Source organism: Selenomonas sp. oral taxon 920 (genome assembly GCF_001717585.1).
Classification (GTDB): domain Bacteria; phylum Bacillota; class Negativicutes; order Selenomonadales; family Selenomonadaceae; genus Centipeda.
The window spans coordinates 19,019-42,683 of record NZ_CP017043.1 but is presented as its reverse complement, the minus strand read 5'-3'; the positions used below and the strand labels follow the sequence as shown (position 1 = coordinate 42,683).

The following is a 23,665-nucleotide window of genomic DNA, read 5'->3' as shown; positions in this document are numbered from 1 at the left end:
TGAAAGGGGGCTTGCTATATGCGCTTATTTATCGCTGAAAAGCCAAGTTTAGGCCGAGCGATTGCAGAAAATCTAGGGAAGGGCACTTCCAAAGACGGCTGCATTGAGATTAACAATGGCCAGGACATCGTTACTTGGTGTTTTGGCCATGTGCTGGAGCAATACGATCCGGGTGAATATGACGAGCGCTATAAAAAATGGGCGATGGACGATCTTCCCATCGTCCCTGATGAATGGAAGCTGAAGGTCAAGAAAGACGCAGCGAAGCAGTTCAAGATTATCAAGGAGCTTGCAAAAAAAGCAGACTATATCATCAATGCAGGAGACCCAGATCGCGAGGGTCAGCTGCTGATTGATGAGGTTTTGCTCTATATTAGCAACAAGAAGCCGGTGAAGCGGATCCTTCTGAATGCACTGGATCAGAAAAGCGTGGTTCAGGCGCTCGGAGACTTGCGGGATAATAAAGACTATACAGGTCTTCGGGACAGCGCTCTCGCACGCAGCCAGGCAGATTGGCTCGTCGGGATGAATCTCTCTCGCGCTTATACGATCAAGAGCAGAGACGCAGGATATGATTCCGTTGTCCATGTCGGTCGTGTCCAAACGCCGACGCTCGCACTCGTTGTGAGGCGTGAAGAGGAGATTCGTCAATTTAGACCGACAACGCATTATGTGCTGCAGGTGACATGGCAGCACGAAAACGGCAGCATACCAACAGCATGGAAATGCAAGCCCGATATGGAAGGACTTGATTCTGAAAATCGGCTGCTTTCAAAAGAAATTGCGGAGGGGTTGCTTTCCAAAATAGAGTCTGCGGCCAATCATGGAGACGGCGCTCAAATTATTGCTGTTGAGCAGAAGAAAAAGCAGGAAGGACAGCGCCTTCCTTACAGCCTGTCTACGCTGCAGGTGGAAGCCGGACGAAGATTCGGCCTGTCGCCGCAGCAGGTGCTCGATGCCATGCAGTCGCTCTATGAGATGAAGCTGACAACGTATCCGCGTTCCGATTGTGAGTATTTGCCAACCAACCAGCTGAGCGATGCAGCAGCAGTTATAAGGAATATAGAAGGCATCTCAGAGGAGCACCTGGATGAATTCGCTGCGCGGGCTGATGTGAAGATTGTGTCTCGTGCATGGAACGATGCGAAGATCTCGGCGCATCACGCGCTGATTCCAACAACAGTCCCAGCAGATCTGACAAAGTTATCTGATGAGCAAAAGAAACTCTATTTGCTCGTGGTAAAAGCCTATCTTGCCCAGTTCTATCCCATCCATACATACCAGGCGACCAAAGTCATCATCTCGTGTGCGGATGAGGAATTCGTCGGGAACGGAAAAACGATCCTGACAATGGGCTGGAAGGAAATTTACCAGAAGGATAAAAAGGATCCGGATGAAGACGGTGAAGAAGCTCCTGTGCTTCCAGCAGTCGCAGAAGGTGATGTCATACGATATGACCACGGAGTGGTCAAAGAGAAAGTTACAACACCGCCAAAGCGCTTTACCGACGCCACGCTGCTCCAGGCAATGAAAGAAATCCATAAATATGTCAAGGATAAGGAGCTTGCCGCAAGTCTCAAGGAGTGCAAAGGAATCGGGACAGAGGCTACACGAGCCGGGATTATCGAGGGATTGAAAAAAGCGCGCTCCGTCGCCACGGAGAAGAAATATCTTGTTCCTACTGAGCTGGGGCGTATGGTCATATCCATGCTGCCGGACAAAATCACATATCCGGACACAACGGCGTTGTGGGAAGCCGATCTGGATCGGATCGCAGACGGATCCATTCCTCTGGATTCCTTTTTGACGAAACAAGTTGATATTCTCAATGAGCTGCTTGCTGATGCGAAGAATGTGCAGCTGCAGACCAACAAGGATCTTCCGACGTGCCCGAATTGCGGGAAGCCAATGCGGCTGCGTAAAGGAAAGTTTGGTGCTTTTTGGGGATGCTCCGGCTACCCCGACTGCAAAACGATGGCGCCCGATAAAAAGGGAAAGCCGGACTTCGCGGCCAAAAAGGAAGATAAACGCACAGACAAATGTCCGCGCTGCGGAAAGGTGCTGCGTCAAGTCAAGGGGAAGTTCGGAACATTTTGGTCGTGCGAAGATCGAGAGGTCTGCAATGCTGCATTTTCAGATCATAAAGATAAACCTGTGATTGTTGTGTGTCCCGAATGCGGCAAGGGGTATCTGAAACGAGCTGAGAGCAAAAAGAAGAAGGGGGTATACTATTGGTATTGCTCTGACCGCTGCGGAGCTGCTCCTGTTTGGGACAAAGATGGCCTTCCCAATCTTTCATGATATGGATGATGAACCGTGAGGAGGTGAGAAGAATGGTACATATGGCTACGTTTGAATGCCCCAGCTGCGGGAATCGTCAGGATCATCCAGGTGCGTGCGATAAGTGTGGCGCACAGACGAAATGAGGTATCTAGGTTCATAGCCTGTTAAGAGATATTCTGAAAAATATCAGATGATTTCCTAACGGGCTATGAACGAATGGCAAACCCATCATATTTCATACTAAAATGTTCATAACCACATCTTAAACCTTTCCCCAATTCATAAAGATATAAGAACACATCATAAATAACTCATAGGAGGGATAAATATGAATCAGGTTGTATTAAGCGGCCGCCTCGCAGCCAAGATCAGCGAGTACACCACACAGGCAGGGCACCTTGTCATTCATTTTCCTCTTGCTGTACGCAAGGGATTCAAAAAAGACGAGAGGGGACGGTATCCCGTCAATTATTTCTACATCGAGGCGTGGAATGCGCTGGCCGAATCCTGCAAAAAATCACTGTCCAAAGGACATCTTGTCAACGTGATCGGTCGGCTGGACGTAAATACCTATGAAAAAAACGGTCAGAAAAGATATGCAACGATGGTTGTGGCGAACAACATTGAGTTCTTGACGCCGAAACAGGCGACTATGGTCTCGGCGAACGCCCTCAACTCGATGGCAGATCCGGAAAGCCAGCAGCCGATCCCGGAGGAGGATCAGAGTGACGAATCGCTTTTCCAGCAGGTCATGTCTGCTGATGATGACGATATTCCTTTTTGATGAGGAATCCTCTGACCCTCATTTGACCCCGAAAAACTCGAAAAAGATGTAGAATATGGAGAATCCGTAGAATAGAGAGAATGAAAAGGGCTGAAATACAGGGGTTGCAAAACAATGTTAATGTGGTATAGTTGAACTCGAATAGTAGAAATAAGCGCAGAGCGCCTTGTATATCAAGGGTATCTGCGCTTATTTATTTTCCGTGACCCCCGTTTGACCCTCCTTTTGTTGCCGGATCGCTTTCGATGGCAGCAATAATCATATCGCGCTCTTGTGGATATAGGTGAGCGTAGGTTTGTAGTGTAGTCTCGATTTTTTCATGACCGAGGCGTTGTGAAATCGCTATGATCGGTATTCCTCGGTGAATGAGATAGGAGGCATGAGAGTGCCTAAGATCATGAAGGCGAATTTTCTCTATGCCAACCTGTGCAGCTACACGCTTCATTTCATAAGATAATCCATGTTTACCGGTTTCAAATAATCGTGCATTTGGATTGATTGAATGCTGCGCTTGGATAAACTGCTGGACTTCATCGACAAGAAATGCAGGGATGCTGACATCACGGCGGCTCTTTGGTGTCTTAGGCGGGCCGATTATAGTCTTGTTATCTAGCCGTGCGTAGCTTTTGGTTATGTGTATCAAATTTTTGTCAAAATCAAAGTCCTCCAAGGTCAGTGCCAAAAACTCTCCAACACGCATCCCTGTCCAGAAAAGGATTAAAAAAGAAATTCTGTATAGTGGAGTAGTGGTGTGATTGATAAATTTTTGAAAATCATCAACCGTCCAGAATCTCATTGCATCGGCATGACTCTTTCCGATCATCCCTGCTCGTTTTGCGGGGTTAGTTGGTAGACCATAATAATTTACCGCAAAGTTGAAGATGGCTGCAACTTGGTTGTTGATAGTACGGAGGTATGTCTCTTGATAATCGCCTTTGACAAGTTCGTTTTGCCACTGCCGTATTTTTGCAGGAGTAATCTGGTCGCAAGGCAAATTTGCGAAGAACGGCAACACCTTTGAGGTGAACATATATTCCTTGCTTCGATATGTTGTAGGTCTTATGCGTGGTTTTATGTCCTCCATGTATAGATCATATAATGCCTTGAAGGTCATGGAATGAGCGCCTTGTTTCTGCCGGTGAAAATCCTGCTCAAATAGCTGCGCGTCTTTTTTCTTTGCGAATCCTCTGCGGGTCGTTTCCCTCTTTTCGCCTGTCCAGTCGGTGTATTTGATCTTTACGTACCATGTTCCGCGCTTTGTGTCTTTATGGACGGACAAGAGATCATCGCCTTTCTCAAGTGCTGTTTCTGTAATAGAAGCACAAAGACTTCATTTTTTGAAAAGCTTTATGTAAATCCTGAGATCACGGGATAAAAAGGTACTACTTTTTTTTCGTAATACCCATTTCAGCAGCTCCTTTTTTGTGTTTTAGATAGCTGATATACTGACGTATTTCGCTGGCCATATCTGGTGTAATATCCTCAAGATCCTGTATGACTTCCTCCTGATAGGAGGGAGTCATTTCTTTTACGATCGGTGAAGGGTCGTTTGTTCGACCAAGCAGATAATCCAGGCTGACATTAAAGAAATCGGCTATTCGAACTAGCATTGCGGTATCTGGATCCCGCTTTTCATTTTCGTAGAAATTATATGACTGTCGGCTTATATTTAACTTTTTAGCTAGATCTGTTTGACTCAGGTTGTGTTGCTCACGCAATAATTTCATTCTGTTCATCTGCAACCCCCTGTTACATTATGTCAACTATTTGTAGCAACATCAATGGATGCAACAGAATATAGCTATTCGAAATAATTAGCTACACTATGTTGACAGGAAGGAAAATATGACGTATTATCTTCTTGTCAACAGAATGTAGCAATTAGGTGGTGAAAAAATGAAATGGTTGACAGAAATGCGCATCAAAGGGAATCTGTCGCAGGTGGATGTCGCAAAGAAATGCGCCATCAGCCGGCAATATTATAACTTTATCGAAAAAGGAACCCGCCGTCCTTCTCCAGAAGTGGCAAAGCGCATTGCTGCTGTTTTGGGGTTTTCAAACGAGTGGTATAGATTGCTTGAGGTTGGTGGGGAGCAGGGAAATAAAAAGCCCGCGAATGCGGGCTGAGAGGATGTGAAGAGTATGCAATATAAAAAATCCACGAGCAACTTCATTACACCCGCAGAGGTTTCGGAGATTTGTGCAATCTCTATGTCCAAGGCGTATAAGATCATTGCTGAACTCAATGAAGAGCTGCGGAAACGCGGTAAATTTACGATTCGCGGCAAGACAAACCGTCGTTTTTTTGAAGAGCAATATCTTGAAGTTTAAGCCGCAGGGGGCAAGAGATCATGATCGAATGGAAGATCCATGATGTCAAGTTTGCTTGCGGAAACTATCGAAAATGTCTTGCAAGGCTTGATAGTGGACAGAAGTGGCTGGTCAGTGATGTAAATATGTCAACGCGTACTTTCCGTGACCTTGTGCGTAGATTTGCGCAGCGCATTGATGCGCAGCTGATCGAAGTCAAATATATGTATGACGAGGCCGAACAGGCTGAGCAAAACGAGAACCTGATCCGCCTCTCTGAATACCGTGGGACGAATGGATATGATTTTTCGCGCATGATGAGATATTACGTCATCTAGGAATATTCGTAGACCCCATACCTTTGGCGAGTTTCAGAAAGATGGTGGATTATCATGCCGTTCAAAAAAATATCCGTACCGATGGGACGGTACGGATATGTGAAACAGAATCTGCGCCATGCTGATACAAGACTATCCACAGTCAATCTTCATCGTGCAAACTCCATTTTGATTATAGCAAATATCAAAAGGAGGCACAAGAGGCATTATACAAGGGCTTAGAGGGAGGCATACTATGTCAGTCGAGATCGAGAAAAATAGAGCGGAATATATCCGTGAACTCGAGGAGAAAATTCAAGCGCTGGAATCCCGTGAGCCCAAGATTGAACGTATTGTTAAGATTACTCCGGCAGACTACGAGAGCTTGAAGCGTGAGAATCGCAAGTTGGAGCAACAGATACGGAAATATCGGCAGATATTAGCTGTGGGCGGTGTATCAGAGCTATCACTACTGATAGATCAGTACATCGACATGAGCAAAAAGCAGCTGAAAAAAATTTCGGCTGAGATCCACATCTCCAATTTTGATAAGATCCACATCCAGCAGATCATTCATCTTACAGATTATATCACTGGCGTTCAGCAGGAGTTTGATTCATTCATCTCCATGCACACAGAGGGAAAATGGGTAGTACATCCCATCTATCGTAAACTCGAGTCAGACATCTGTCGAATCAACAAAATGCTGTCTTGTAAAACGAATTTTTACAAAATCGAGGAATTGCGCCTGGAAGAGCTTCATCAGACGCTGCTCCAGGTAATCGAGGTCATTGGCAGGTATTTTGAAACTGTCAATGGAGAGCCATGACGTTCGGGGAAAGGCTTCGGAACTTACGAGAGGAACGAGGCTTTTCACAGACGGATCTTGCAGGGATTACCGGCTTCACACGCCGTTCTATTTATAACTGGGAACGTGATCGGATGCGCCCCAAAAACATTGCTACACTTGAAGTTTTGAGTCAGGCACTAGGGGTTGACCTCACATACTGGTGGAATTAGGCTGCGTCAACCTTTATCAGGAAGGCATGCAGCGAGGAGCTCCCGGATTTCCTTATGCTGGCGTTTCATCTCTGCTCTGAGATTATCGAGTGCTTGCTGCACAGGCGCATCATGTCGCTCTATTTCGAAGAAATCATCTGCTGATATGCCAAAGATGAGCACCAGCTTATATAGCTCCTCGGCCGGAAACTTTGTTATTCCGCGTTCGTAGTTTTGGTAAGTACGCATGTTTATCCGTAGCTTCTCAGCCATTTCTGCCTGTGATAACCCTTGTTGTTTTCTGGTTTTCCGTAGGCAGTCTGATATTTTCATTGTCATTGTCAGTCCCCTTCGTGGAACGAAAAATTTTGCGTTTATTGTACCAATTTTTTGTTGCTGAGAAAAGTCTTTTATCGTGATTTACAGTCACCTACCTGATTATATCCGAGGCAAGAGAATTTAACGAGCGTTTAGAAAGGTGTTGGATATGAGAGACGATGACGAATTCTTGTTCATAATAATCGCCAGTATGGTACTAATGGTTGTGTTTGGAGGCATCATTACGGCCATAAATATTTTTACATCTCCAGTAGATCCCGGAGAGACTTTCGTCGCTTATCGAGCGGTAATTTACGAACGTGAAATCCGATCAACAGACAGTGAATCTGTACTAACAACAGGCTGCACGATCTCAGATGGCGTCGATAAAGCAAAACTCGTTCGTGAAGGGGTGCTCTACCTGCATAAAAAGGATGCCCTAGCATCTATGGCAAATTGGGAGAAGGGAAGTCAAGTTGTCGTGCTCCTGGAAAACGGAAAGCCCGTATATCGAGTGAGAGAGGAAATGATAGAGACAGGAATATATCGTGCTGGGAAATTTTATATAGACGGCTCTCATTTTTTTGGAGCAGATCTTGTTGAGATTACAGATCATGATGAATTTCAATACGGCGATATAGAATCAGGCGCCTATTATTTGCAGTGATTGTAGATTTGGAGACCATTTCGACATGGAGGACAGTAAAAATGAATCTTGAGGGAAAAATTGTTTTCATTGCTGGGGCAATCACTGGTATTGCTGACTATAAGCAGATATTTGCCGTGGCAGAACAGCGGCTGCAAGAGCAAGACAGTATCGTTCTGAACCCTGCGGTATTGCCGTGGGGAATGGAATGGGAGGCCTATTTGCAGATCACCAAGGAGATGGTGCGCTGCGCCGATGCCATCTATGTGCTGCAGAACTGGGAGAACAGCAGAGGCGTTCGGGAGGAACTTGCTCTTGCAGAGCAGCTTGGAAAGGAGATTATATATGAGCCGAGAGAGGTAGTGATCGTATGATACATATTGATTTATGGACTGTTTTCTGCTTTTTTCTCATGCTTATAACGGCTGTGTTTACCGTTAAGCTCAGCGTCTTGGGATTGACGTTTTGCAGCATTGTAGTGCTGATTCTTAATTTTACAGTATCAGAAGATGTTGCCTTGATCGGTCTAATTACACCATTTGTTGCGTTTAGTTTATTGACTGCGATACTTATACATTTCTGTAAAAAATATGAGGACGGGAATAAGCAGGGAAGTTATAAAAAATATGCCAAGATGGGACTGATCTCTGATGAAGGTGTTGTAATTGGCCAGTATGACACAATTCTTAGTGGCGTAGTGCCCCCATTAACTAAGATACTTCCTGCGGATAAAAGGACAGCAGCATATAATTGGTTTGTCGAACGCCACATGAACCCTATGCCCCTATATTTACGAGATAATTCCAGTAATCATATATTGATTGAGGGTGAGTCGAATCACAGACGAAGCGATCGATTTATCATCCCGACGCTCCTTGACGGTTGGAAATCTAGTGTAGTCGTGCATGATATTAAAGGCGAATACTGGGAAGTCACCGCAGGTTATCGAAAGCGGCTCGGGAACACGATAATCAAATTCGAGCCGACAGCAACAGATGATACATCTGCGTGCTGGAATCCTCTTGACGAGATACGGATGGACAGCCCTGACAAGCTATTTGTAGCAAAGACGCTTTCGTCGGCCTTGATCCGGATGGGGAAAATGATGGTATGTGATGACGTTGTAGAAGAAGTTGCCGATGTTCTTACGAAAATCATCCTGCATCTCAAAAATACATATCACGCTGATCAAGATCGGCATCCAAAGTCTCTATCTCTTTATGATGTTGCTCAATATATACAGGATCATACGGTTGGAATGGTCGATAAAGACGGAGCTCCTGTTTATGCCTGGATGCCTTTGGATTGGAAAATATATGATACACCCTTGGAGTATCCATATATATCTTTAGAGGAACCGGAAAAGGTACAAAAAATTATTGACCATAAACTTCACGGAATCGTGTCAATACCGAATAATCAGGCGTGTTATATTCTGTCCATCATAAATGCAGCACTCAAAGATTATCTTGATCCAGTGCTTAGACACCATACGGAAAGAAGTGATTTCTGTATAAAAGATCTTATGAATCACACGCAGCCCGTATCTTTGTATCTGGTGACTCCACCGGGTAATTCTTGCCAACCATCCCAAATTTTTCGTGTGTTCTTGGAAATGCTCTGGATATTTGGATATAAGGGAGAGCCAATGAAAGGGAGATACAGATGCTTGATTCTAATGGATGAGTGTACGTCTTTAGGTCGCCTAAATATATTTGAATACCCTGGGCTGAATTATATTTCTTTATGCGGGATGAAGGCTGTTTTGTTTGATGAGCTGTTACAGACTTGTAAATTTTATGGATGCAAGACAGATATGCAGGTGATTTCTATCCTCGGTAAAAAGAACAAATACTCGATTATTATGGATACCCGAAGTGTTGATGTGGCTGGTGTTCAATATCAGGAGAACGATTATTTTCTCTCGCGCATGTATGAAGCTCCTGAGCGAAGTGAGATCATTCATGGTCATAGTATCTAAAAAGGTAAAAATGTTTTTACGGCAGATGATTGATAAATCGAGAAAGCGGTGAACGTTATGGGAAATGCTCGCGTGCTTTATCCGTATTATCGTATTGGCTTTGGGGCAAGAGACACTGCCATAAAACAACTTCTCGAAAGTTCTTTTTGGAAAACGCTTTGTCCTGAAGATGGAGAGTTGGCAGAAGAACATTACACTGAAGAGGCGGCAGAAGAATTCTTTGTAACATATCAAGTCTTATTTGACCATGATGGAAAAAATGTTCTTGCTCCTCAATGGCTTGTAGATGCGATGAACGAGTAGCTGTTATTTTGCGCACGTTGAAGAGCATGAAAGTGCGTGATTATTAGTTTTTGGAGGTCATCATGAGCAACATACAAGACTCTAATATGCAGGTGACGGAAGAACGTATCAGACAACATCCCAGAAATGTGCTTGAACACGGTGCTGGCATAGTCGGCACATCTGTCATGCAGGATCCAAACTTACATGTGATTGCAAAGACAATTTACTCTTATCTCTGCGCATATGGCGATACGGATTGTCTCCCCAGAGATCAGATTTGCTATGACCTTAACATCAACAAGAATACCTATGCGAAGTATATGAAGCAGCTGGTGGATTGTGGATATATTACCCGAATTCAAACACGGGACGAGAATAACAATTTTTACCGAAACATCTACGAGATCAATTCTGAGGTATAGAGTTTCTTGTAGAGCGGTCTGGAATGGGATGCGTATCTTCGCATCACAACGGCGATGACGCGAAGCGGATGTCTGTTTTTCTTCATCGTTCATAGAAGTTCAGAGTGTGGAAGAAGTGAAAGATGGCGATGACTATTGGCCTTATTGACGTAGATGGTGGGAAATTCCCCAATTTGTGCCTGATGAAGCTGTCGGCGTGGCATAAGAAACAGGGCGACCAGGTTCATCTGCTTTATCCTGAAGATGTCCTGTTGGGGAATAATTTGTTTCAGCCATATGAAAAACTTTATGCAGCCTGTGTGTTTACGCAGAATCAAGGGCTTTCCATACGCCTTGCGGAGATTGGTGCAGAAATCGGAGGGACGGGAACTACCAGCGCCGCACAGCTTCCGGCGCATATTGAACATATGCGTCCGGATTATTCGCTCTATAACATTCAAGGAATTGCTTATGGCTTTCTGACGAGAGGTTGCCCGCGTGCATGTCCCTTTTGCATCGTTGGCTGGAAAGAAGGTTATGAAAGTCACAAAGTCGCGGATCTCAATGAATTTTGGCATGGGGAACGCATAATCAAGCTGCTTGATCCCAATATTTTGGCGGCAAAAGAGCATATGGAACTTTTAGAACAGCTTGCTCATAGCGGCGCATGGATTGATTTTACGCAAGGTCTCGACGCGCGACTGTTCACACCGGAAAATATGGATCTCCTCAGCGCCTGTAAAGTGAAAATGCTGCATTTTGCATGGGATAATCCAAAGGATTGGAGCGTTCCTAGAGCGTTATCTGCCTTTGCAAAACGCACATCTGTCACAGATTTCCGGAAGAGGCGCGTATATGTGCTTGTCAATTATTGGAGCACGCACGAGGAAGACCTGGCGCGCGTCTACTGGCTCAAAGATCATGCGTATGATCCATATATTATGGTCTACGATAAACCCAACGCTCCTGTGACCGCTCGACGTTTGCAGAGATGGGTGAATAATAAAATCATCTTCCGTAGCTGCGATCGCTTTGAGGATTATATTGCGTAGCGCCACAGCGGCGATTGAGACTGCTGTTGTTGTCGATTTGGAGGCGTTGAAATGCAGACGAAGAGAAAACGCATTTCTCAGCAGGTACGCTGTCAAGTTTATGAAATGTATGGGGGACGCTGCGCGTACTGTGGGAGAAAGATTGATAACATCCAAAAAATGCGGGTAGATCATGTCTATCCTTTGCGTAAAGGGGGAGAGAACGCTCTCTCCAACTACAAACCTGCGTGCAGGAAATGCAATTACTATAAAAGCACGCTTGATATTGAGCAGTTTCGCGAATATGTCGGAACCGTATTGGAGCGTCTGGAGAAGGTTTTTATCTTTCACATAGCCATGCAATATGGGGTAATCACAGAGACCGATAAAGCGCACCGGCCGATCAGGTTCTATTTCGAGGAATTAGAAAATGCTGAATGAGATCATCGTTGATGTTTTTGCGGGTGGCGGCGGTGCTTCAAGCGGTATTGCGTGTGCCGTCGGACGGAGCGTCGATGTCGCCATAGACCATGATCCCGCAGCGATTGTAATGCACCGCGCCAATCACCCGCACACAAAGCATTATAGAGTTTCTTGTAGAGCGGTCTGGAATGGGATGCGTATCTTCGCATCACAACGGCGATGACGCGAAGCGGATGCCATCTATGTACTCCAAAACTGGGAGCACAACTTGGCAAGGAAATCATATACGAACCACGAGAGGAGGTCATCGTATGAGAAAATTCATGGTTGCGTTTTCTTATGATCTGTCCGGTGAGATCGTGATCGAGGCGGAGGATGAAGATGAGGCGCGTGAGAAGGTGGAGAATCTTGATAATCTCCATGAACTTGTGGAACAATCCTGTTCCTGTTTTGAATCTGATTTTATGGAAATTCAGGTGGTCGAGGACTTAGGAGAATCCTGTGATGATTGTTGTTGATCTGAATGCTTGGGTGGAGTCCACCGCCCCTCGTGTCGTTGTTGCTTTGCTTGGCATCATGGGCTGGGGAATGATGTTTCTTCTAAAGTCGAGGCAGTAAAGATGATACGTCTGTTTATATATCCGGCGTTAAATATCAGAAGGATGACCGTTTTCTCTCTCGTTTAGGAGGAGCATTGTGATGAGAAATAAAAAGCCATCTTTTAGAAAAGGAAGAAAGCTGACACAAGATCAACTGAAAAATATTCTTGACTTGCATTGGAAATGGGCTTTCTCGGAAGAAGGGGGCAACGTGCAGATTTGGAAAGGGTGAATTTATCGCACTGTAACCTGCAGAACGCATTTCTTGGTGGAGCTTGCTTACGTCATGCTAAACTTCGCGGCATAGATTTGCGGCGCGCGGATCTCGGCGGAGCAGATTTATATGGTGCTCAATTACAATTTGCCGACTTACGTGATGCAGATTTATCCTATGCAGATCTTCGAGGTGCGGATATATCAAATGCAAAGCTCGATGGAGCAATATTACATCATGCTGACTTAAATGATTTAACAAATTCAAGCGAAAACATCGTACAAATTATATCTCTTGGATATGCAGGCCTTCCGTCAGACATACGCTATTTTGTAGATCGCAATATTGTTCAATGTGGAGACGGTGTTGAAAGATCTCTGGAAGATTTCATGTCGCATATTGATGAGCGTTACCCAGCAGATTCGGTAGACAAACGACTGATGCGAAGGAAATATTTTGCTCTTATAGATTACTTTAAGGAAATGAAGTCCATTGCGAAGTCAAGAGAAATAGAGCTCGAATAAAACATAATGTTGTTTTTGGGGGAGTGGATAATGTGGGCAGAATACGAGAAGCGTTTTTTTCTGCGGCTCTAATGGGGCTTTTAGTTTTCCTGTCAGCACAGGCATACGCTTCGGATCTTCCTGTCACGTCTGCGTTCGGATGGCGTTACCATCCGATCTCAGGAGAATGGTCTTTCCACGCAGGTGTCGACCTAGGGTATCCGGCAGGAACGCCTATCCCCGCATTATTCGACGGCGTTGTCATACAAGCCGGCGACTATGCGGACGGTTATGGTAATCAAGTGCTTCTCTATCATCCGTTATTTGATGGATATACACGCTATGCTCATATGTCCGAGGTTGATGTCAGAGTCGATGAGTATGTGGGACAGGGCACGATTATCGGTCTTGTTGGTGCAACGGGACGCGTGACCGGACCTCATCTGCACCTCGAGTACATTATTCGAGGGGCGGATGGGAATTATATGTATGTCGATCCGCTCGTTTTATGGCAATAGGAAGGTGGAGAACGATGGCAGCGTCAAGTCTTCTGATCCAAGAATCCCCGCTTACCGTTCAGCCGAACCTTGCCGTTCTCATCGGCCTGAATGAGGCGATATTTCTGCAGCAGCTGCAATACTGGATCAGCCGTGAGGCGGGCATCTGCGACGAATACGGACGCCGTTGGATTTATAATACCGTCAAGCAATGGAATGTCCAATTTCCGTTTTGGTCGGAGAGCACGATTAAACGCACCATCAAGTCTCTTGAAGATCAAGAGGTGATGTTATCGACGGTAATCGGAAATTCCTACAACAAGACGAAGGCCTACACCATTAACTATGAGTTGATCGAAGAGCTTAGTGAAAAAATCGTACATAAGCAATTTCAGGAGAGCGTAGAAAGTGTCGACCGGCGTATTTCTGCGCCTCCACCGATGCGAGAGCAGATGGAATATGTCGAAGACGTCCATGCTCCCGAGGACACACAACCAGAACATGAGGCCGCTGATATATCGGAAGATAACATAGAAGGTCAAAAGGTCAAATCAGGTGAACCACGCATAAGTGTCAAAATGACACCACATGGGGAGCAAGATGAACCACGTACAGAGGTCAATTTGACACCACGGACGGAAGGTGCTGAAACCCCAGTAACGGCGCGGGTTTGGGCACCCTCCTCGCGCGCGCGCGTAACAGAGACTACAACAGAGAACACGCATAGAATACGTGAAACAACAACAGGCGACGTTCGCGGCCTTTGTGCTGCACTGGGGGTATCCACATCATCGCTGGAGCAGTTTATTCGTCGCTACGGAGAGGAGAAAGTGCGCGACAAAGCCCGACTTTTGGAGATCGCCATGCAGACGAAGATCATCCGGAATCCGACGGGCTGGCTTCATGCTGCGCTCAAAGAAAACTATACATTTGCGCCTGTTACTCCACGGCAAGAATCAACTCCAACCCAAACACAGCCCCCTGGCAGTTATGTTCCACCTGTACCGCCTCCTGCCCCAAAAGAGCAAAAACAAGAACACCGACAAAACCTGCACGAGTTTCTCACACGCCAGGCAGCTGCCGACGGTGAGGGATCTGTGTTTGCCCAGGAGTTTCTGCGAAGACATGGAATTGTGGATGGACGGGCGAGTCCTTGACGAAATACGGTCTTCGCATTCAGAAAAACGTGCAGTATTTTAATTCTGCATTCGGTTATACTGAATGAGTGATGACGTATTATGCAAGGAGGTACATCATGGACATCGTATCTACGCCCGTGTGCGGTGGAGAGAACATCATTTCTTTTGGAGCAGAGCTTGCAGTCGTGATCGGCATGAACGAGGCGATATTTCTCCATCGACTTGACCAACTTCTTACGACGGAGCTATGCCTCCATGAGAATGAGCGCAAATGGGTATGCAAAACAATCGCAGACTGGCAGCATGGGGAATTCCCTTTCTGGTCTGAAAGCACTATCAAGAGGATTGTTCATTCTCTTGTACAACAGGATTTCATCCTTACAATCAAGGCTGAAGGGAAAAAATCTTTCGATCACACAAAAGCATATACCATAGACTATGATCGATTGAATACTTTTTGCCGAAGCTTGGCTTATCCGAGCCTTGCCCATGAATAAGACAACGGAGGTCATATGCTGTACTACAATAAGCCGATCATGGGAATGTACTTGGCCGAGACAATGCTCAATGAGCATTTCAAGGCACAAAAGAAACGAACCGAGTTGGCAGAATTAAAACACTTTGTCCGAGAACTCTCGGCCAAAGATTCTGCGATGTGGGGGAAAATTCTGTTTCGCATCATGAAGCAGGAAACGAATTATATCTTGGTCGATATGGTGATCCAGTCTCTCCCGCAGGACTGGCAGGCCTTCGTTGATCTGAAATACAGACGTAAGGAGACGATTGTCAAGCAGACGGAGCTGCTGCATGTATCCTCATCTCAGTTAGGCATATGGAATTCAGCGATTAAACTCAATGTGCTCAACGCTTTGCAGTATCGTTTGACCGTCAACGATGTTTTTCTCCGGACAAAAATCATAAACATGTTGGAGGTACTGGCGACCATCATTGCCGCAAAAGAAGAGTTGGATCCCGAGTTTAAGATCATTGACGAATTTTGGTTTCACTCGCTTGTGCAATATTATGACCAATACAGCCAGCTCCTCGAGAGGATTGATGAGTGTATTTTACACCAGGATAGCCGCATGAATATTGCTGTTGCAACCATAGTGGAGAGTCCGTATGATTCCAATATCGTCCTTGCGGATAAATGCGGGCTGAACTCCGGCAGCTTCGGCCGGTATGTACGAAACTTTCAAGATGAAGTGAAAAGCTATATCTTTTGAAAAGGCCTTTGATCTGTTCAAAACGAACAGATCTTTTTTGTTCAAAAGACAGGAAAAATGGGGATTTTCTCTGATATACAATAATGTCGGAGGAGATCATATGCGCATAACAAGGCGTTTCTATATCTGGTCTGCATTGTGGTTATATGTATTTCTCGTGGTCAATCCGCTTCATCTGCAGATGCCCACATTGATTTACATGAATACAACGGCCAGTCTCCCTATTGGGCTCTACCTTGCGATTCCCGGCTTTGCGGTTCGAGATGGGGATATTGTTGCTTATGAACAGGATGAAGATGTTATGGAGACCGTTCGTCATAATGGTTGGCTGCCGAACGATGCTGATCCTGCGTTCATCAAATACGCAGCGATAGAGGGCGGTTTCTATGAGGTCGATCCAGATCTTCGGTTCAGCGTCAATGGAAAGCTGATCGGATACGCTATGACCGGCGATGGGAAGGGACACACAATGACGCCGCGCTGCGGGTTCTACGAGATTGAGCAGGGACAGTTCCTGCCATATACATACGCGGCAAGGAGTTATGATGGGCGCTATACCGGCACGATCTCGACAGATCGGATATATAGCCGCGTCATACCTTTATTGACAAAATAGATGAGGATGTGCAATGCAACACCACCAATTTCAATGCTCTGGGCTTGACGAGTACGCTGAAATGCAAGAACAAATTTACGGCATCTTGTATCGGTCTTTTTTTTATAACGACCATACTTTCCTGGAAGCCATCGAGGCGGCAGTAGCCAACGCTGCAGAGTATTCCATAGGTGAACACAGTTCGCCTATTTTGATCACGCTGCGCATTATGACGCACGATATTGCCGTGACCGTTACAGCAGCAACGAAGGAATTTGATGTTTGCGCTTTCCGGCAGACGTTGAAGAGACTGTCGGACGATCCTGCTATAAGAGAGATGGATTGGAGCGCGTATGCCAAGCAGAAAAATTCCGGTGCAGGGATATGGCGTATGCTCACAGGCTGCGCATATCTCTATATGGATGCGCATGGACAATCGGTCACGATGGTTGCAAGGAGATCAATGCAGCCCGATGACATCATAGAAACGCGCATCGGAACCCTTGTCCCGAGATTCTTCGTAAAGAAAGACGGCGTTATCTTATGAATTTTATTCGCCCAAAGGAGTTGATTGCTCGGTGAATGAAAAGCTGAGGAAACACAAAATGACCGTGATCTGTCTGCTGATCCTGTTCTGCATGGAAGCGACGGTCGTTATTTATAGCTCGACCATTCATTTTTCCCAGGCGCAGCTGTCCGACTACGATCAGGCAAACAAAGATCTTGTTCAGATGCGGCGCGAAATGCAGAGCATTCAGCTTGCGGAAAAAGAAGATCCCCATGTTCGACAGGGACTCAACGAGTTGCTGATGGCAAGACCCGATGGCTGTCACTTGCTGGAGGTCGCCGTTGGTGATCTCTATGATGCAGATGGGAATGCGCTGCCATATGCGTATGTGACCTTTATGCCGGAGAATGATGGCGCGCTGCAAGCCTTCCGTGAAAACATAAACCGCAGCCCCATGCTTAGAGACTCCTCTATTGACAGCATATACCAGGACGCCGAGGGGCGCAGAGTTGTGAGACTCTCGATAAGGAGTGTGCAGCCGTGAATATGTGCGGACGATTGAATCCTCAAAGCTATATACGTGCTGGTCTGCTTTTATTGCTGCTCATCGGTGGATGTTGCATGACGGCAGCGCTTTTTCTCAGTCTTGGCAAACTCAGCACTCTTTATCAGCAAGCGGCCGAGATCCGTGCAACAATGACAGAGTGGCAGGAACAGGCTGGTTTTATCAACAATCAAACCTATCGCCCGGTTCTTCCGGAGCAAATAGAGGCAGTATCGTCGGATATTCTTTTTGCAGTCCAGGCGCATCAGCTGGAACTTATTTCTTATCAATCCCTGCATTCCAGCGGCGAGGAAGAAGCGCCGTTTCAAACATTCACGTTGTCGGTCAAAGGAGCGTATGCAAACAATATCACGTTTTTAGAGGACTTTCGTGCAAAGGATGCGCTCGTATCCATCATGTCTATCAAGATGTATCCAGTAGACGGATATGTGCAGACAGATTTACGCTGCCGTATTTATACAAAGTAGGAGGCTGCCTATGCTGATGATACAGAAAAAGGGGAAGATCCTGGGAGCATTGCTTGTGACCGCTCTCTATGGTGCTGTCATGGGATCCGCATATACCACAGATACGAAGATACGGGACAGTTTTATGCAGATTACACCTGCTGCAGATGTGAATCTGCCACAGGCAGTCCCCATATTCCATGAGACCATACGTGAGCTTAGCCCCTTCATTGCGTTCTCTGCTGCTGCGCATAAGGACGGGGCAAATACACACCCAGGAAGAGCGCTGCCGAGCATTCCCAACATCAACTTCCCAAGGCCGAATATTCCCGTCATTACAGCGCGCCCGGTAACACTTCCACAAGAAGCTATGCAGGGCGCTGCAGAAAATGCTTCCGCATCACACAGCGAAGCACGGGAACGCAAATATTCAGATCCAATCGCCTTCATCCAGAGCGGAAACGGAAGCACGCAGCCGTCTGACGCAATTACTTACTACGGCGGCGAAGGAAGCCGTTTTTCATCAGACAGCGAGAAATCGAAAGAGTAACGACGCTGCTGACAAATGACAGGAATTTCAGCAGCTTTTTTTAGATAAAATGAAATTTGGGTTGGAGGTGTTCTATGTGATATGGAAGCATCTGGCCGGGATATTTGTGCTGGATGTCCTGCTGATCTACTTTACGAAGCCGGAAAATCCCTTATATGTGCTTTTTCTTTCGTTTCTCTTATGGCACATCTCCTGTGCGGATTTATCCGGCATAGGGATGGATGTAAAGCTTCTCTTTCTGCTGTTTCTCGCCGGCGCGTTTATCTATGAAAAAGCGGTACTGATATATTTTCTCCTATGCGGTATGGGCGCAGCAGCGTTTTACGTGTTCTGCCGTTTCCACCGCGCAGAACAGAATCAGCATACGGAGACATATATCCCATACGATCTCGCCGGGCTTATCCTTGTACTCCTCTATTATTTGCTTGCTCTGCCCATGCCGCACTGGTTATATCAGTTGGCGTTTCTTCCTCTGGAAGAGCAAACTATGCGGATTTTTGGCGTTGAAATCGTCTCTGTCAGTATGGCAGCTCTTTTTCTTAGGAGTCACTTCAAAGGAGACAGACGCAAAGGGATCTTCTACGGCGTCTTGTTCGGTCTCTGCAACCCACTCGTTTCCCTTATTTCTATGCTGATCGGTCATCTCATCCGATACGGCATTGGCATAAAGTCTTTATCAACAAAGAATGTCAGGGAGGTATTTTCTTGAAGATTGATCAACTGTTTCATCGCGCGGAGCATTTTACGCCGCCGACGACTTCGCAAAGTCCGGCTGAGAAAGCCAGCCGCAAGTGGGACGCCCGCGAGGGAGAGATCATTGAGCAGAATTACAATCTGCGGCGGCTTTTATTGGGGCTTGTCATTGTCATCGTGGCGCTGGCCGGGGCTCTGTGCTACAAAGCAATCACCGAGAACACGCTTGTCTATGTAGTCGAAACGGACATCAAGACAGGGGAGGTTCGCAACGTCGGGACAGCAAATTCCATGGCCAACTATACGCCGAGCGATGAGGTGTATAGTTACTTTATCCGTCAGTTTGTCCAGGATATTCGCAGCGTTCCTTTGGATGAGGTCGTTTACAATAAGCAGCTGAGCACAGCTTATAGCTTCTTAACCAAAGATGGTGCGAATATCCTCACGTCGCGCATGGAAGCGGAGAATCGTGTGCAGAAGATGCATAATGCGACCGTTCAGGTCACGATCAACAGCGTTATTCCCATGGAGGGCGGTAAAAGCTATCAGGTGCGCTGGTCAGAGGTTGAATACCGGGCTGGTGCCAGCCGACGTGAAGTTACGCCGTATACAGGACTATTCACCGTTGAAATCATCAAGACGGACGACAAGGAGAAACTCGCCGTCAACCCTCTGGGTATCTACATCAAGGATCTGCGCTGGGAGCGGGATACTGAAACGAAGGCTACCCAGGAGCCGAATGCGCCACAGACTGCACAGGCAACTCAGACGACCAAGCCATAAAAGAAGAGGAGAATGAAGAATGAAACTGAACAAAGCTAATCTCAAACTGCTTGTTTGCTGCTCGCTCCTGTGCTCCAGCGTATGGGGTTCAGGGACGGTCAATGCGGCCACGCTTTCGGAATTCCGAGCAAAATATGCGCCCGTGGAGCAGGAGGCCGATCCTGAAATCAGCGGTGCAGCAGAAAGTGCGATGCGGCACAGCGAACAGCTTCAAAACGAATTGGACAGCTTGACCGGACAACTCGAGTCGCTGAAGGATCAGAAAAACAGCGGAAACGAAGACCTGATCCGCACGATTTCTGAGCGACTGGCAGATCTCGAGGCAGAGCTTAGAGCTCAGTCCGATCTGCAGATGGAGCTGATGCAGCTCCTGGAGAGCAGGTACAGAGCGTCATACAACGATTATGATGACAATTCTTCCAGGCGGGCACTCATCAATCCAGTGCCATACGGCGGGAATACTGTCTCCTACACGCAGGATGCTGCCAACGCACAGGGAAACAGCACGATGACCTTTTCGTATGCGCCCGATCAGCTCTACAAAATTTACTGCCGTACAGGATACCTCACGGATATTGAGCTGAAAAAGGGCGAGCAGATCTCCTTTGTGGGCGGGGGCGACACCAGTTCGTGGGCAGTCAATGCTACGACCGTGGCTGGTGTGCCGCACATCTACGTCAAACCGGTCGTGCAGTCCAGTACGACAAACCTGATCATCACCACGAATAAGAGGAGCTATCAGCTGATCCTCACTGTGAGTGATTGGTATAATCCCATGGTGCGGTGGAGCTACGGCCTCGAGGACGCCCAGACTGCGATCCTGCAAAACGCAAAGGATGAGCAGACCATTACGGCGGATATGAGTGTGACCGGCGTTGACAAACTGAATTTTTCCTACAAGGTCTCCGTGAAAGGAAATGACAGCTATAAGCCGGAGATGGTTTTCGACGATGGGGAGAAAACCATCATCCGTGTGAACAAAGGCGTGAAGCGTTTGCCCGCATTGTTCATCCGCGAGCCTGGGAAAAAGGATCTCAGCCTGGCGAACTTCAAGACAAAAGACAACTGCTATATCATCGACCGAATTATCGACCGCGCGGAACTGCGGTATGGAGAAAGTGATATTGTCAGGATTGAGCGCAAGAAATAACCCTTGAAAGGAGCTGACTTCATTGAAACTGAAAGAGATCATAGGCAATCTCTCGGAAGTCGCTGGGCGAAAATTGAAAATGAAGAAGGATGAAGAAGGGCTTGCCATTCCGGACGAAGAGTTGGATAAGGGGATGGATATTAAGACACCAGAGGGCAATAAGTCCATGCTCAAAGGAGAGCATGATACGATCTTTGGCCTCTCAAAGCCTGTTGTTACAGGGATTGTGGTGTTTTTCTTTCTCGTCTTTGGTTTGGCATTTTTCTACGCAGCGAGCGATGATGGCGAGCATACGGAGAAAAAGAGCGCCCGCGTCGAAGATATTGCGGACTCTGCACGCGTCCAGGGAGGAAGTACAAGCAGACTGTCCGATGATTACGGGGCGCTTGAACGAGCGAACGCATCAAGGAATCGCCAGCAGCAAGACCCGCATAAAAATGCGGATATTCCCCAGGAGCAATATCCGAACGGCGTGCCGCCTCAGTCAACGGAAGGAATTCAGGCAATTCCGCAGCAGCCAGGCTATTCGGGCTATGCCGATGTCCCACGGACATCGGTTGTTATGCCTCCTCCCGGCGGCGCATACAGCCAGAATTACGCGTTGCCGTCACAAGACCAGGCACGCATCGAGGAGGAGCGTGCTGCAGCAGATCGTTTCAAGGAGCAATTAAGATCTGCGATCGCCTTTGCTTTTGATGGAGGCGGGAAATCATCTGATACAGGCGTTGGTGGGGGAGACCCTGCGGCTGCAGGTGACGGAAGTGCAAGCGGAAGAGTCATCAATACTGCGCAGCGCAGTTCATCTCCCACTTACAGCGAGCCGTCAGAACGTACCGTAATGGCCGGTACGCTTATCCCGGCCATGCTCTTGACGGGGATCAATACGGATGCACCGGGACCGGTTATTGCACAGGTGATGGCAGATGTGTATGACGTAAACGGCCTCAATCTGATCATCCCGGCCGGCAGCCGTGTCCTTGGCACAATCGGAAAGGTGGAAGGCGGCAGCGGCAGCAGAAACGTATCGAGCCGCATTGGGCTTTCTTTCGACACCGTAGTTCTGCCAAACGGTGGATCATGGAACATTGGAAACGCTATGATGGCCGTTGACGGTGTTGGTTATTCGGGCGTTCAAGGGAAGCTCCATCGTCATACGGGGAGCAACTTCATGAAAGGCTTGTTCAACAGTGCTTTAACGGCGCTTTCTACGGTCGCGGTGGATCGCGTCACGCTGGATTCGTCTGCGTTCACGGCGCTCACGGAGATACAGGCACCGACTGCGACAGTTGCGCCGGGCTACACCTTTAATATCTATGTGACGCAAAACATTGCGTTTTGAGGAAGACGATGATGGACGAAAAAAAGGGGAAGAAGCTCTCGGAAACATATGAGGCCGTCACCGGCGGATTAAAGGCTGGGAATCCAGCAATGTGGCACAGAATCATCATGTGTATTCTGATCGGATTCGCGGGAATGGCACTGATCGGCGGCGTCGTGTTTGATTTCGTCCTGGATCGTCAAACGGAAGAACTGCGTCATATGCCGGTCATAGGCGTCGCCGAAAATGCTGTGCTGCCGAGTGACAAATATTTCATCTATCAGGTGTATTTCGATGATACGGAGCACATGCACTATCTGGTCAGTTCGACCTCCGGCGGCGTTGTAGTCTCCGTTGTGCCTCCAGAAGGCACGCAGGAGCCGGAAGATGTGATGAGCATGATTCATTACGATCCGGCTGCGTATCTGCTTGAAGTTGACCAGAGCGGTCGATGGTCATTTCTATCGACTTCGGTACGAGAGAATATCTTGAAGAAAATACAAGCACCTGTGGCTCCTTGACAGGAATCAGCCCCTTATCCATTGAGACAAGGGGCTATTTTTATGAGATTGGACGTATTTTACTTCCAAAAGCTGTCCGGAACCACAAACTCAATGGTTTCTTCTGTAGGAGTTCTCCTCGATGCGGTTTGATGGTATGCGCAGCGAGACATTGCGCTCAAGAACTCGTTGCGACCGATCTCCTCGATAGCACGTTTGGATGAGATTTTACGGCCGTTCTTGGTGAGCCGTACCACCTGTGTCGCTTCCTCGATTTGCGGCAAGTGCTGTTCTCCGTTGCCGATCCGGATGAGATAGGCTTTGTCTGCTTCTGTGAATTTCATTTCATTACCTCCATTTGATACCTGACCGTGAGGAATCTTACTGCTCTTGTGAGCCGTACTCCCCTGCATTGTCTTTTTTTGACAGCCATCGAATACCGCCGGAGACGAGAAAAGCAAGTGCGCAAAGCGGCCGGAGGCTTTACACTTGCTTTTGGAGTCGCAGGTGGTAGGCTGATGATGGCAAAAAAAGAAATTACGTCAGGTAGATAAAAGACAAGAAAAACCGCAGTTTTTTATGGATATAATGGCATACAAGG

At 47.0% G+C, this 23,665-nt stretch carries 35 protein-coding genes and 1 pseudogene; 32 read left to right on the top strand and 4 right to left on the bottom strand.

Going from position 1 to position 23,665, the window contains the following annotated elements:
- Window positions 1–18 precede the first annotated feature (18 nt).
- Complete coding sequence (locus tag BCS37_RS11525) at window positions 19–2,301, top strand: DNA topoisomerase 3 (protein WP_069181649.1); 2,283 nt, start codon at window positions 19–21, stop codon at window positions 2,299–2,301.
- A 310-nt stretch (window positions 2,302–2,611) separates the two neighbouring features.
- Entirely contained in the window at window positions 2,612–3,067 is a 456-nt protein-coding gene (locus BCS37_RS11520) for a single-stranded DNA-binding protein (RefSeq protein WP_069181648.1), read from the top strand.
- A 193-nt stretch (window positions 3,068–3,260) separates the two neighbouring features.
- On the opposite strand, the gene BCS37_RS11515 is transcribed toward BCS37_RS11520, so the two are convergent.
- Both BCS37_RS11515 and BCS37_RS11915 read right to left on the bottom strand, forming a co-directional pair.
- Window positions 3,261–4,346 (bottom strand): site-specific integrase, encoded by a 1,086-nt coding sequence (locus BCS37_RS11515; protein WP_069181647.1) that lies wholly within the window; start codon window positions 4,344–4,346, stop codon window positions 3,261–3,263.
- A 103-nt stretch (window positions 4,347–4,449) separates the two neighbouring features.
- Window positions 4,450–4,803 (bottom strand): helix-turn-helix domain-containing protein, encoded by a 354-nt coding sequence (locus BCS37_RS11915; protein ID WP_083205824.1) that lies wholly within the window; start codon window positions 4,801–4,803, stop codon window positions 4,450–4,452.
- Window positions 4,804–4,963: 160 nt separating this feature from the next.
- On the opposite strand from BCS37_RS11915, the gene BCS37_RS11505 reads away from it, so the two are divergent.
- From BCS37_RS11505 to BCS37_RS12400, 5 genes are all read left to right on the top strand, one after another.
- Window positions 4,964–5,194 carry a helix-turn-helix transcriptional regulator gene (locus tag BCS37_RS11505; RefSeq protein ID WP_069181646.1) on the top strand — a complete coding sequence of 77 codons (231 nt, stop codon included), beginning with the start codon at window positions 4,964–4,966 and terminating at the stop codon, window positions 5,192–5,194.
- Window positions 5,195–5,209: 15 nt separating this feature from the next.
- Window positions 5,210–5,398, top strand: a complete 189-nt coding sequence (locus BCS37_RS11500) for a transcriptional regulator (RefSeq protein WP_069181645.1) — start codon at window positions 5,210–5,212, stop codon at window positions 5,396–5,398.
- A gap of 20 nt (window positions 5,399–5,418) precedes the next feature.
- Window positions 5,419–5,715, top strand: coding sequence for a hypothetical protein (locus BCS37_RS11495; RefSeq protein ID WP_069181644.1), 297 nt, complete (start codon window positions 5,419–5,421; stop codon window positions 5,713–5,715).
- Between the two features lie 235 nt (window positions 5,716–5,950).
- Window positions 5,951–6,523, top strand: a complete 573-nt coding sequence (locus tag BCS37_RS11490) for a hypothetical protein (protein WP_069181643.1) — start codon at window positions 5,951–5,953, stop codon at window positions 6,521–6,523.
- Complete coding sequence (locus BCS37_RS12400) at window positions 6,520–6,714, top strand: helix-turn-helix domain-containing protein (RefSeq protein ID WP_083205823.1); 195 nt, start codon at window positions 6,520–6,522, stop codon at window positions 6,712–6,714. Before BCS37_RS11490 ends, BCS37_RS12400 begins: the two co-directional genes overlap by 4 nt.
- Window positions 6,715–6,720: 6 nt before the next feature.
- On the opposite strand, the gene BCS37_RS11485 is transcribed toward BCS37_RS12400, so the two are convergent.
- Complete coding sequence (locus BCS37_RS11485; protein ID WP_069181642.1) at window positions 6,721–7,032, bottom strand: helix-turn-helix transcriptional regulator; 312 nt, start codon at window positions 7,030–7,032, stop codon at window positions 6,721–6,723.
- 148 nt (window positions 7,033–7,180) lie between these two features.
- Here BCS37_RS11485 and BCS37_RS11480 point away from each other — a divergent pair, with 148 nt between their 5' ends.
- The 25 genes and pseudogenes from BCS37_RS11480 to BCS37_RS11375 all read left to right on the top strand — a co-directional run bounded on the left by BCS37_RS11480 (window position 7,181) and on the right by BCS37_RS11375 (window position 23,085).
- Window positions 7,181–7,678, top strand: a complete 498-nt coding sequence (locus BCS37_RS11480; RefSeq protein ID WP_069181641.1) for a hypothetical protein — start codon at window positions 7,181–7,183, stop codon at window positions 7,676–7,678.
- A gap of 41 nt (window positions 7,679–7,719) precedes the next feature.
- Entirely contained in the window at window positions 7,720–8,031 is a 312-nt protein-coding gene (locus BCS37_RS11475; protein ID WP_069181640.1) for a DUF4406 domain-containing protein, read from the top strand.
- Window positions 8,028–9,638: a type IV secretory system conjugative DNA transfer family protein gene (locus BCS37_RS11470; RefSeq protein WP_069181639.1), complete on the top strand. Its 1,611-nt coding sequence runs from the start codon at window positions 8,028–8,030 to the stop codon at window positions 9,636–9,638. The genes BCS37_RS11475 and BCS37_RS11470 overlap by 4 nt, the downstream gene beginning before the upstream one ends.
- Before the next feature lie 57 nt (window positions 9,639–9,695).
- Window positions 9,696–9,941 carry a hypothetical protein gene (locus tag BCS37_RS11465; RefSeq protein ID WP_069181638.1) on the top strand — a complete coding sequence of 82 codons (246 nt, stop codon included), beginning with the start codon at window positions 9,696–9,698 and terminating at the stop codon, window positions 9,939–9,941.
- Between the two features lie 62 nt (window positions 9,942–10,003).
- Entirely contained in the window at window positions 10,004–10,345 is a 342-nt protein-coding gene (locus BCS37_RS11460; protein ID WP_069181637.1) for a helix-turn-helix domain-containing protein, read from the top strand.
- A 128-nt stretch (window positions 10,346–10,473) separates the two neighbouring features.
- A complete protein-coding gene (locus tag BCS37_RS11455) occupies window positions 10,474–11,376 on the top strand; it encodes a radical SAM protein (protein WP_173862622.1) in 903 nt (300 codons plus the stop codon).
- A gap of 51 nt (window positions 11,377–11,427) precedes the next feature.
- Complete coding sequence (locus BCS37_RS11450; protein WP_069181635.1) at window positions 11,428–11,796, top strand: HNH endonuclease; 369 nt, start codon at window positions 11,428–11,430, stop codon at window positions 11,794–11,796.
- Window positions 11,786–11,968, top strand: a pseudogene (locus BCS37_RS12315) (DNA cytosine methyltransferase); the annotation flags it as partial. The gene BCS37_RS11450 and the pseudogene BCS37_RS12315, both read left to right, overlap by 11 nt.
- Before the next feature lie 121 nt (window positions 11,969–12,089).
- A complete protein-coding gene (locus tag BCS37_RS11445) occupies window positions 12,090–12,296 on the top strand; it encodes a hypothetical protein (RefSeq protein WP_069181634.1) in 207 nt (68 codons plus the stop codon).
- 181 nt (window positions 12,297–12,477) lie between these two features.
- A complete protein-coding gene (locus BCS37_RS12325) occupies window positions 12,478–12,609 on the top strand; it encodes a hypothetical protein (RefSeq protein ID WP_257784614.1) in 132 nt (43 codons plus the stop codon).
- Window positions 12,606–13,115, top strand: a complete 510-nt coding sequence (locus tag BCS37_RS11900) for a pentapeptide repeat-containing protein (protein WP_237142758.1) — start codon at window positions 12,606–12,608, stop codon at window positions 13,113–13,115. Before BCS37_RS12325 ends, BCS37_RS11900 begins: the two co-directional genes overlap by 4 nt.
- Window positions 13,116–13,147: 32 nt before the next feature.
- A complete protein-coding gene (locus BCS37_RS11440; protein ID WP_237142757.1) occupies window positions 13,148–13,612 on the top strand; it encodes a M23 family metallopeptidase in 465 nt (154 codons plus the stop codon).
- A gap of 14 nt (window positions 13,613–13,626) precedes the next feature.
- On the top strand, window positions 13,627–14,748 hold the full coding sequence (locus BCS37_RS11435; protein ID WP_069181633.1) for a hypothetical protein: 1,122 nt from the start codon (window positions 13,627–13,629) through the stop codon (window positions 14,746–14,748).
- A 98-nt stretch (window positions 14,749–14,846) separates the two neighbouring features.
- Window positions 14,847–15,227, top strand: coding sequence for a hypothetical protein (locus tag BCS37_RS11430; protein ID WP_069181632.1), 381 nt, complete (start codon window positions 14,847–14,849; stop codon window positions 15,225–15,227).
- A gap of 15 nt (window positions 15,228–15,242) precedes the next feature.
- Window positions 15,243–15,956, top strand: coding sequence for a hypothetical protein (locus tag BCS37_RS11425; RefSeq protein ID WP_069181631.1), 714 nt, complete (start codon window positions 15,243–15,245; stop codon window positions 15,954–15,956).
- A 100-nt stretch (window positions 15,957–16,056) separates the two neighbouring features.
- Window positions 16,057–16,572 (top strand): S26 family signal peptidase, encoded by a 516-nt coding sequence (locus BCS37_RS11420; RefSeq protein WP_069181630.1) that lies wholly within the window; start codon window positions 16,057–16,059, stop codon window positions 16,570–16,572.
- Window positions 16,573–16,585: 13 nt separating this feature from the next.
- Complete coding sequence (locus tag BCS37_RS11415) at window positions 16,586–17,098, top strand: hypothetical protein (protein WP_069181629.1); 513 nt, start codon at window positions 16,586–16,588, stop codon at window positions 17,096–17,098.
- Between the two features lie 31 nt (window positions 17,099–17,129).
- Entirely contained in the window at window positions 17,130–17,603 is a 474-nt protein-coding gene (locus BCS37_RS11410; protein ID WP_159057723.1) for a hypothetical protein, read from the top strand.
- On the top strand, window positions 17,600–18,091 hold the full coding sequence (locus tag BCS37_RS11405; RefSeq protein ID WP_159057722.1) for a hypothetical protein: 492 nt from the start codon (window positions 17,600–17,602) through the stop codon (window positions 18,089–18,091). Before BCS37_RS11410 ends, BCS37_RS11405 begins: the two co-directional genes overlap by 4 nt.
- A 10-nt stretch (window positions 18,092–18,101) precedes the next feature.
- Window positions 18,102–18,620 (top strand): hypothetical protein, encoded by a 519-nt coding sequence (locus tag BCS37_RS11400; RefSeq protein ID WP_069181626.1) that lies wholly within the window; start codon window positions 18,102–18,104, stop codon window positions 18,618–18,620.
- Window positions 18,621–18,696: 76 nt separating this feature from the next.
- Window positions 18,697–19,329 carry a hypothetical protein gene (locus BCS37_RS11395; protein WP_069181625.1) on the top strand — a complete coding sequence of 211 codons (633 nt, stop codon included), beginning with the start codon at window positions 18,697–18,699 and terminating at the stop codon, window positions 19,327–19,329.
- Window positions 19,326–20,096 (top strand): type IV secretion system protein, encoded by a 771-nt coding sequence (locus BCS37_RS11390; RefSeq protein WP_069181624.1) that lies wholly within the window; start codon window positions 19,326–19,328, stop codon window positions 20,094–20,096. Before BCS37_RS11395 ends, BCS37_RS11390 begins: the two co-directional genes overlap by 4 nt.
- 19 nt (window positions 20,097–20,115) lie before the next feature.
- The gene (locus tag BCS37_RS11385; protein WP_069181623.1) at window positions 20,116–21,246 is read left to right on the top strand and encodes a TrbG/VirB9 family P-type conjugative transfer protein; all 1,131 of its coding nucleotides are present in this window, start codon (window positions 20,116–20,118) and stop codon (window positions 21,244–21,246) included.
- 79 nt (window positions 21,247–21,325) lie between these two features.
- The gene (locus BCS37_RS11380; RefSeq protein ID WP_216818877.1) at window positions 21,326–22,585 is read left to right on the top strand and encodes a TrbI/VirB10 family protein; all 1,260 of its coding nucleotides are present in this window, start codon (window positions 21,326–21,328) and stop codon (window positions 22,583–22,585) included.
- Between the two features lie 8 nt (window positions 22,586–22,593).
- Window positions 22,594–23,085, top strand: a complete 492-nt coding sequence (locus BCS37_RS11375; protein WP_159057721.1) for a hypothetical protein — start codon at window positions 22,594–22,596, stop codon at window positions 23,083–23,085.
- A 59-nt stretch (window positions 23,086–23,144) separates the two neighbouring features.
- On the opposite strand, the gene BCS37_RS11370 is transcribed toward BCS37_RS11375, so the two are convergent.
- Window positions 23,145–23,408 (bottom strand): hypothetical protein, encoded by a 264-nt coding sequence (locus BCS37_RS11370; RefSeq protein WP_069181620.1) that lies wholly within the window; start codon window positions 23,406–23,408, stop codon window positions 23,145–23,147.
- Window positions 23,409–23,665: the final 257 nt, after the last annotated feature.

Excerpts from the sequence above, each read along its gene's own strand:
- BCS37_RS11525 (WP_069181649.1), top strand. The coding sequence starts at position 19 with ATGCGCTTATTTATCGCTGAAAAGCCAAGTTTAGGCCGAGCGATTGCA.
- BCS37_RS11520 (WP_069181648.1), top strand. The coding sequence starts at position 2,612 with ATGAATCAGGTTGTATTAAGCGGCCGCCTCGCAGCCAAGATCAGCGAG.
- BCS37_RS11915 (WP_083205824.1), bottom strand. The coding sequence starts at position 4,803 with ATGAACAGAATGAAATTATTGCGTGAGCAACACAACCTGAGTCAAACA.
- BCS37_RS11505 (WP_069181646.1), top strand. The coding sequence starts at position 4,964 with ATGAAATGGTTGACAGAAATGCGCATCAAAGGGAATCTGTCGCAGGTG.
- BCS37_RS11500 (WP_069181645.1), top strand. The coding sequence starts at position 5,210 with ATGCAATATAAAAAATCCACGAGCAACTTCATTACACCCGCAGAGGTT.
- BCS37_RS11495 (WP_069181644.1), top strand. The coding sequence starts at position 5,419 with ATGATCGAATGGAAGATCCATGATGTCAAGTTTGCTTGCGGAAACTAT.
- BCS37_RS11490 (WP_069181643.1), top strand. The coding sequence starts at position 5,951 with ATGTCAGTCGAGATCGAGAAAAATAGAGCGGAATATATCCGTGAACTC.
- BCS37_RS12400 (WP_083205823.1), top strand. The coding sequence starts at position 6,520 with ATGACGTTCGGGGAAAGGCTTCGGAACTTACGAGAGGAACGAGGCTTT.
- BCS37_RS11485 (WP_069181642.1), bottom strand. The coding sequence starts at position 7,032 with ATGACAATGAAAATATCAGACTGCCTACGGAAAACCAGAAAACAACAA.
- BCS37_RS11480 (WP_069181641.1), top strand. The coding sequence starts at position 7,181 with ATGAGAGACGATGACGAATTCTTGTTCATAATAATCGCCAGTATGGTA.
- BCS37_RS11475 (WP_069181640.1), top strand. The coding sequence starts at position 7,720 with ATGAATCTTGAGGGAAAAATTGTTTTCATTGCTGGGGCAATCACTGGT.
- BCS37_RS11470 (WP_069181639.1), top strand. The coding sequence starts at position 8,028 with ATGATACATATTGATTTATGGACTGTTTTCTGCTTTTTTCTCATGCTT.
- BCS37_RS11465 (WP_069181638.1), top strand. The coding sequence starts at position 9,696 with ATGGGAAATGCTCGCGTGCTTTATCCGTATTATCGTATTGGCTTTGGG.
- BCS37_RS11460 (WP_069181637.1), top strand. The coding sequence starts at position 10,004 with ATGAGCAACATACAAGACTCTAATATGCAGGTGACGGAAGAACGTATC.
- BCS37_RS11455 (WP_173862622.1), top strand. The coding sequence starts at position 10,474 with ATGACTATTGGCCTTATTGACGTAGATGGTGGGAAATTCCCCAATTTG.
- BCS37_RS11450 (WP_069181635.1), top strand. The coding sequence starts at position 11,428 with ATGCAGACGAAGAGAAAACGCATTTCTCAGCAGGTACGCTGTCAAGTT.
- BCS37_RS11445 (WP_069181634.1), top strand. The coding sequence starts at position 12,090 with ATGAGAAAATTCATGGTTGCGTTTTCTTATGATCTGTCCGGTGAGATC.
- BCS37_RS12325 (WP_257784614.1), top strand. The coding sequence starts at position 12,478 with ATGAGAAATAAAAAGCCATCTTTTAGAAAAGGAAGAAAGCTGACACAA.
- BCS37_RS11435 (WP_069181633.1), top strand. The coding sequence starts at position 13,627 with ATGGCAGCGTCAAGTCTTCTGATCCAAGAATCCCCGCTTACCGTTCAG.
- BCS37_RS11430 (WP_069181632.1), top strand. The coding sequence starts at position 14,847 with ATGGACATCGTATCTACGCCCGTGTGCGGTGGAGAGAACATCATTTCT.
- BCS37_RS11425 (WP_069181631.1), top strand. The coding sequence starts at position 15,243 with ATGCTGTACTACAATAAGCCGATCATGGGAATGTACTTGGCCGAGACA.
- BCS37_RS11420 (WP_069181630.1), top strand. The coding sequence starts at position 16,057 with ATGCGCATAACAAGGCGTTTCTATATCTGGTCTGCATTGTGGTTATAT.
- BCS37_RS11415 (WP_069181629.1), top strand. The coding sequence starts at position 16,586 with ATGCAACACCACCAATTTCAATGCTCTGGGCTTGACGAGTACGCTGAA.
- BCS37_RS11400 (WP_069181626.1), top strand. The coding sequence starts at position 18,102 with ATGCTGATGATACAGAAAAAGGGGAAGATCCTGGGAGCATTGCTTGTG.
- BCS37_RS11385 (WP_069181623.1), top strand. The coding sequence starts at position 20,116 with ATGAAACTGAACAAAGCTAATCTCAAACTGCTTGTTTGCTGCTCGCTC.
- BCS37_RS11380 (WP_216818877.1), top strand. The coding sequence starts at position 21,326 with ATGAAGAAGGATGAAGAAGGGCTTGCCATTCCGGACGAAGAGTTGGAT.
- BCS37_RS11375 (WP_159057721.1), top strand. The coding sequence starts at position 22,594 with ATGATGGACGAAAAAAAGGGGAAGAAGCTCTCGGAAACATATGAGGCC.
- BCS37_RS11370 (WP_069181620.1), bottom strand. The coding sequence starts at position 23,408 with ATGAAATTCACAGAAGCAGACAAAGCCTATCTCATCCGGATCGGCAAC.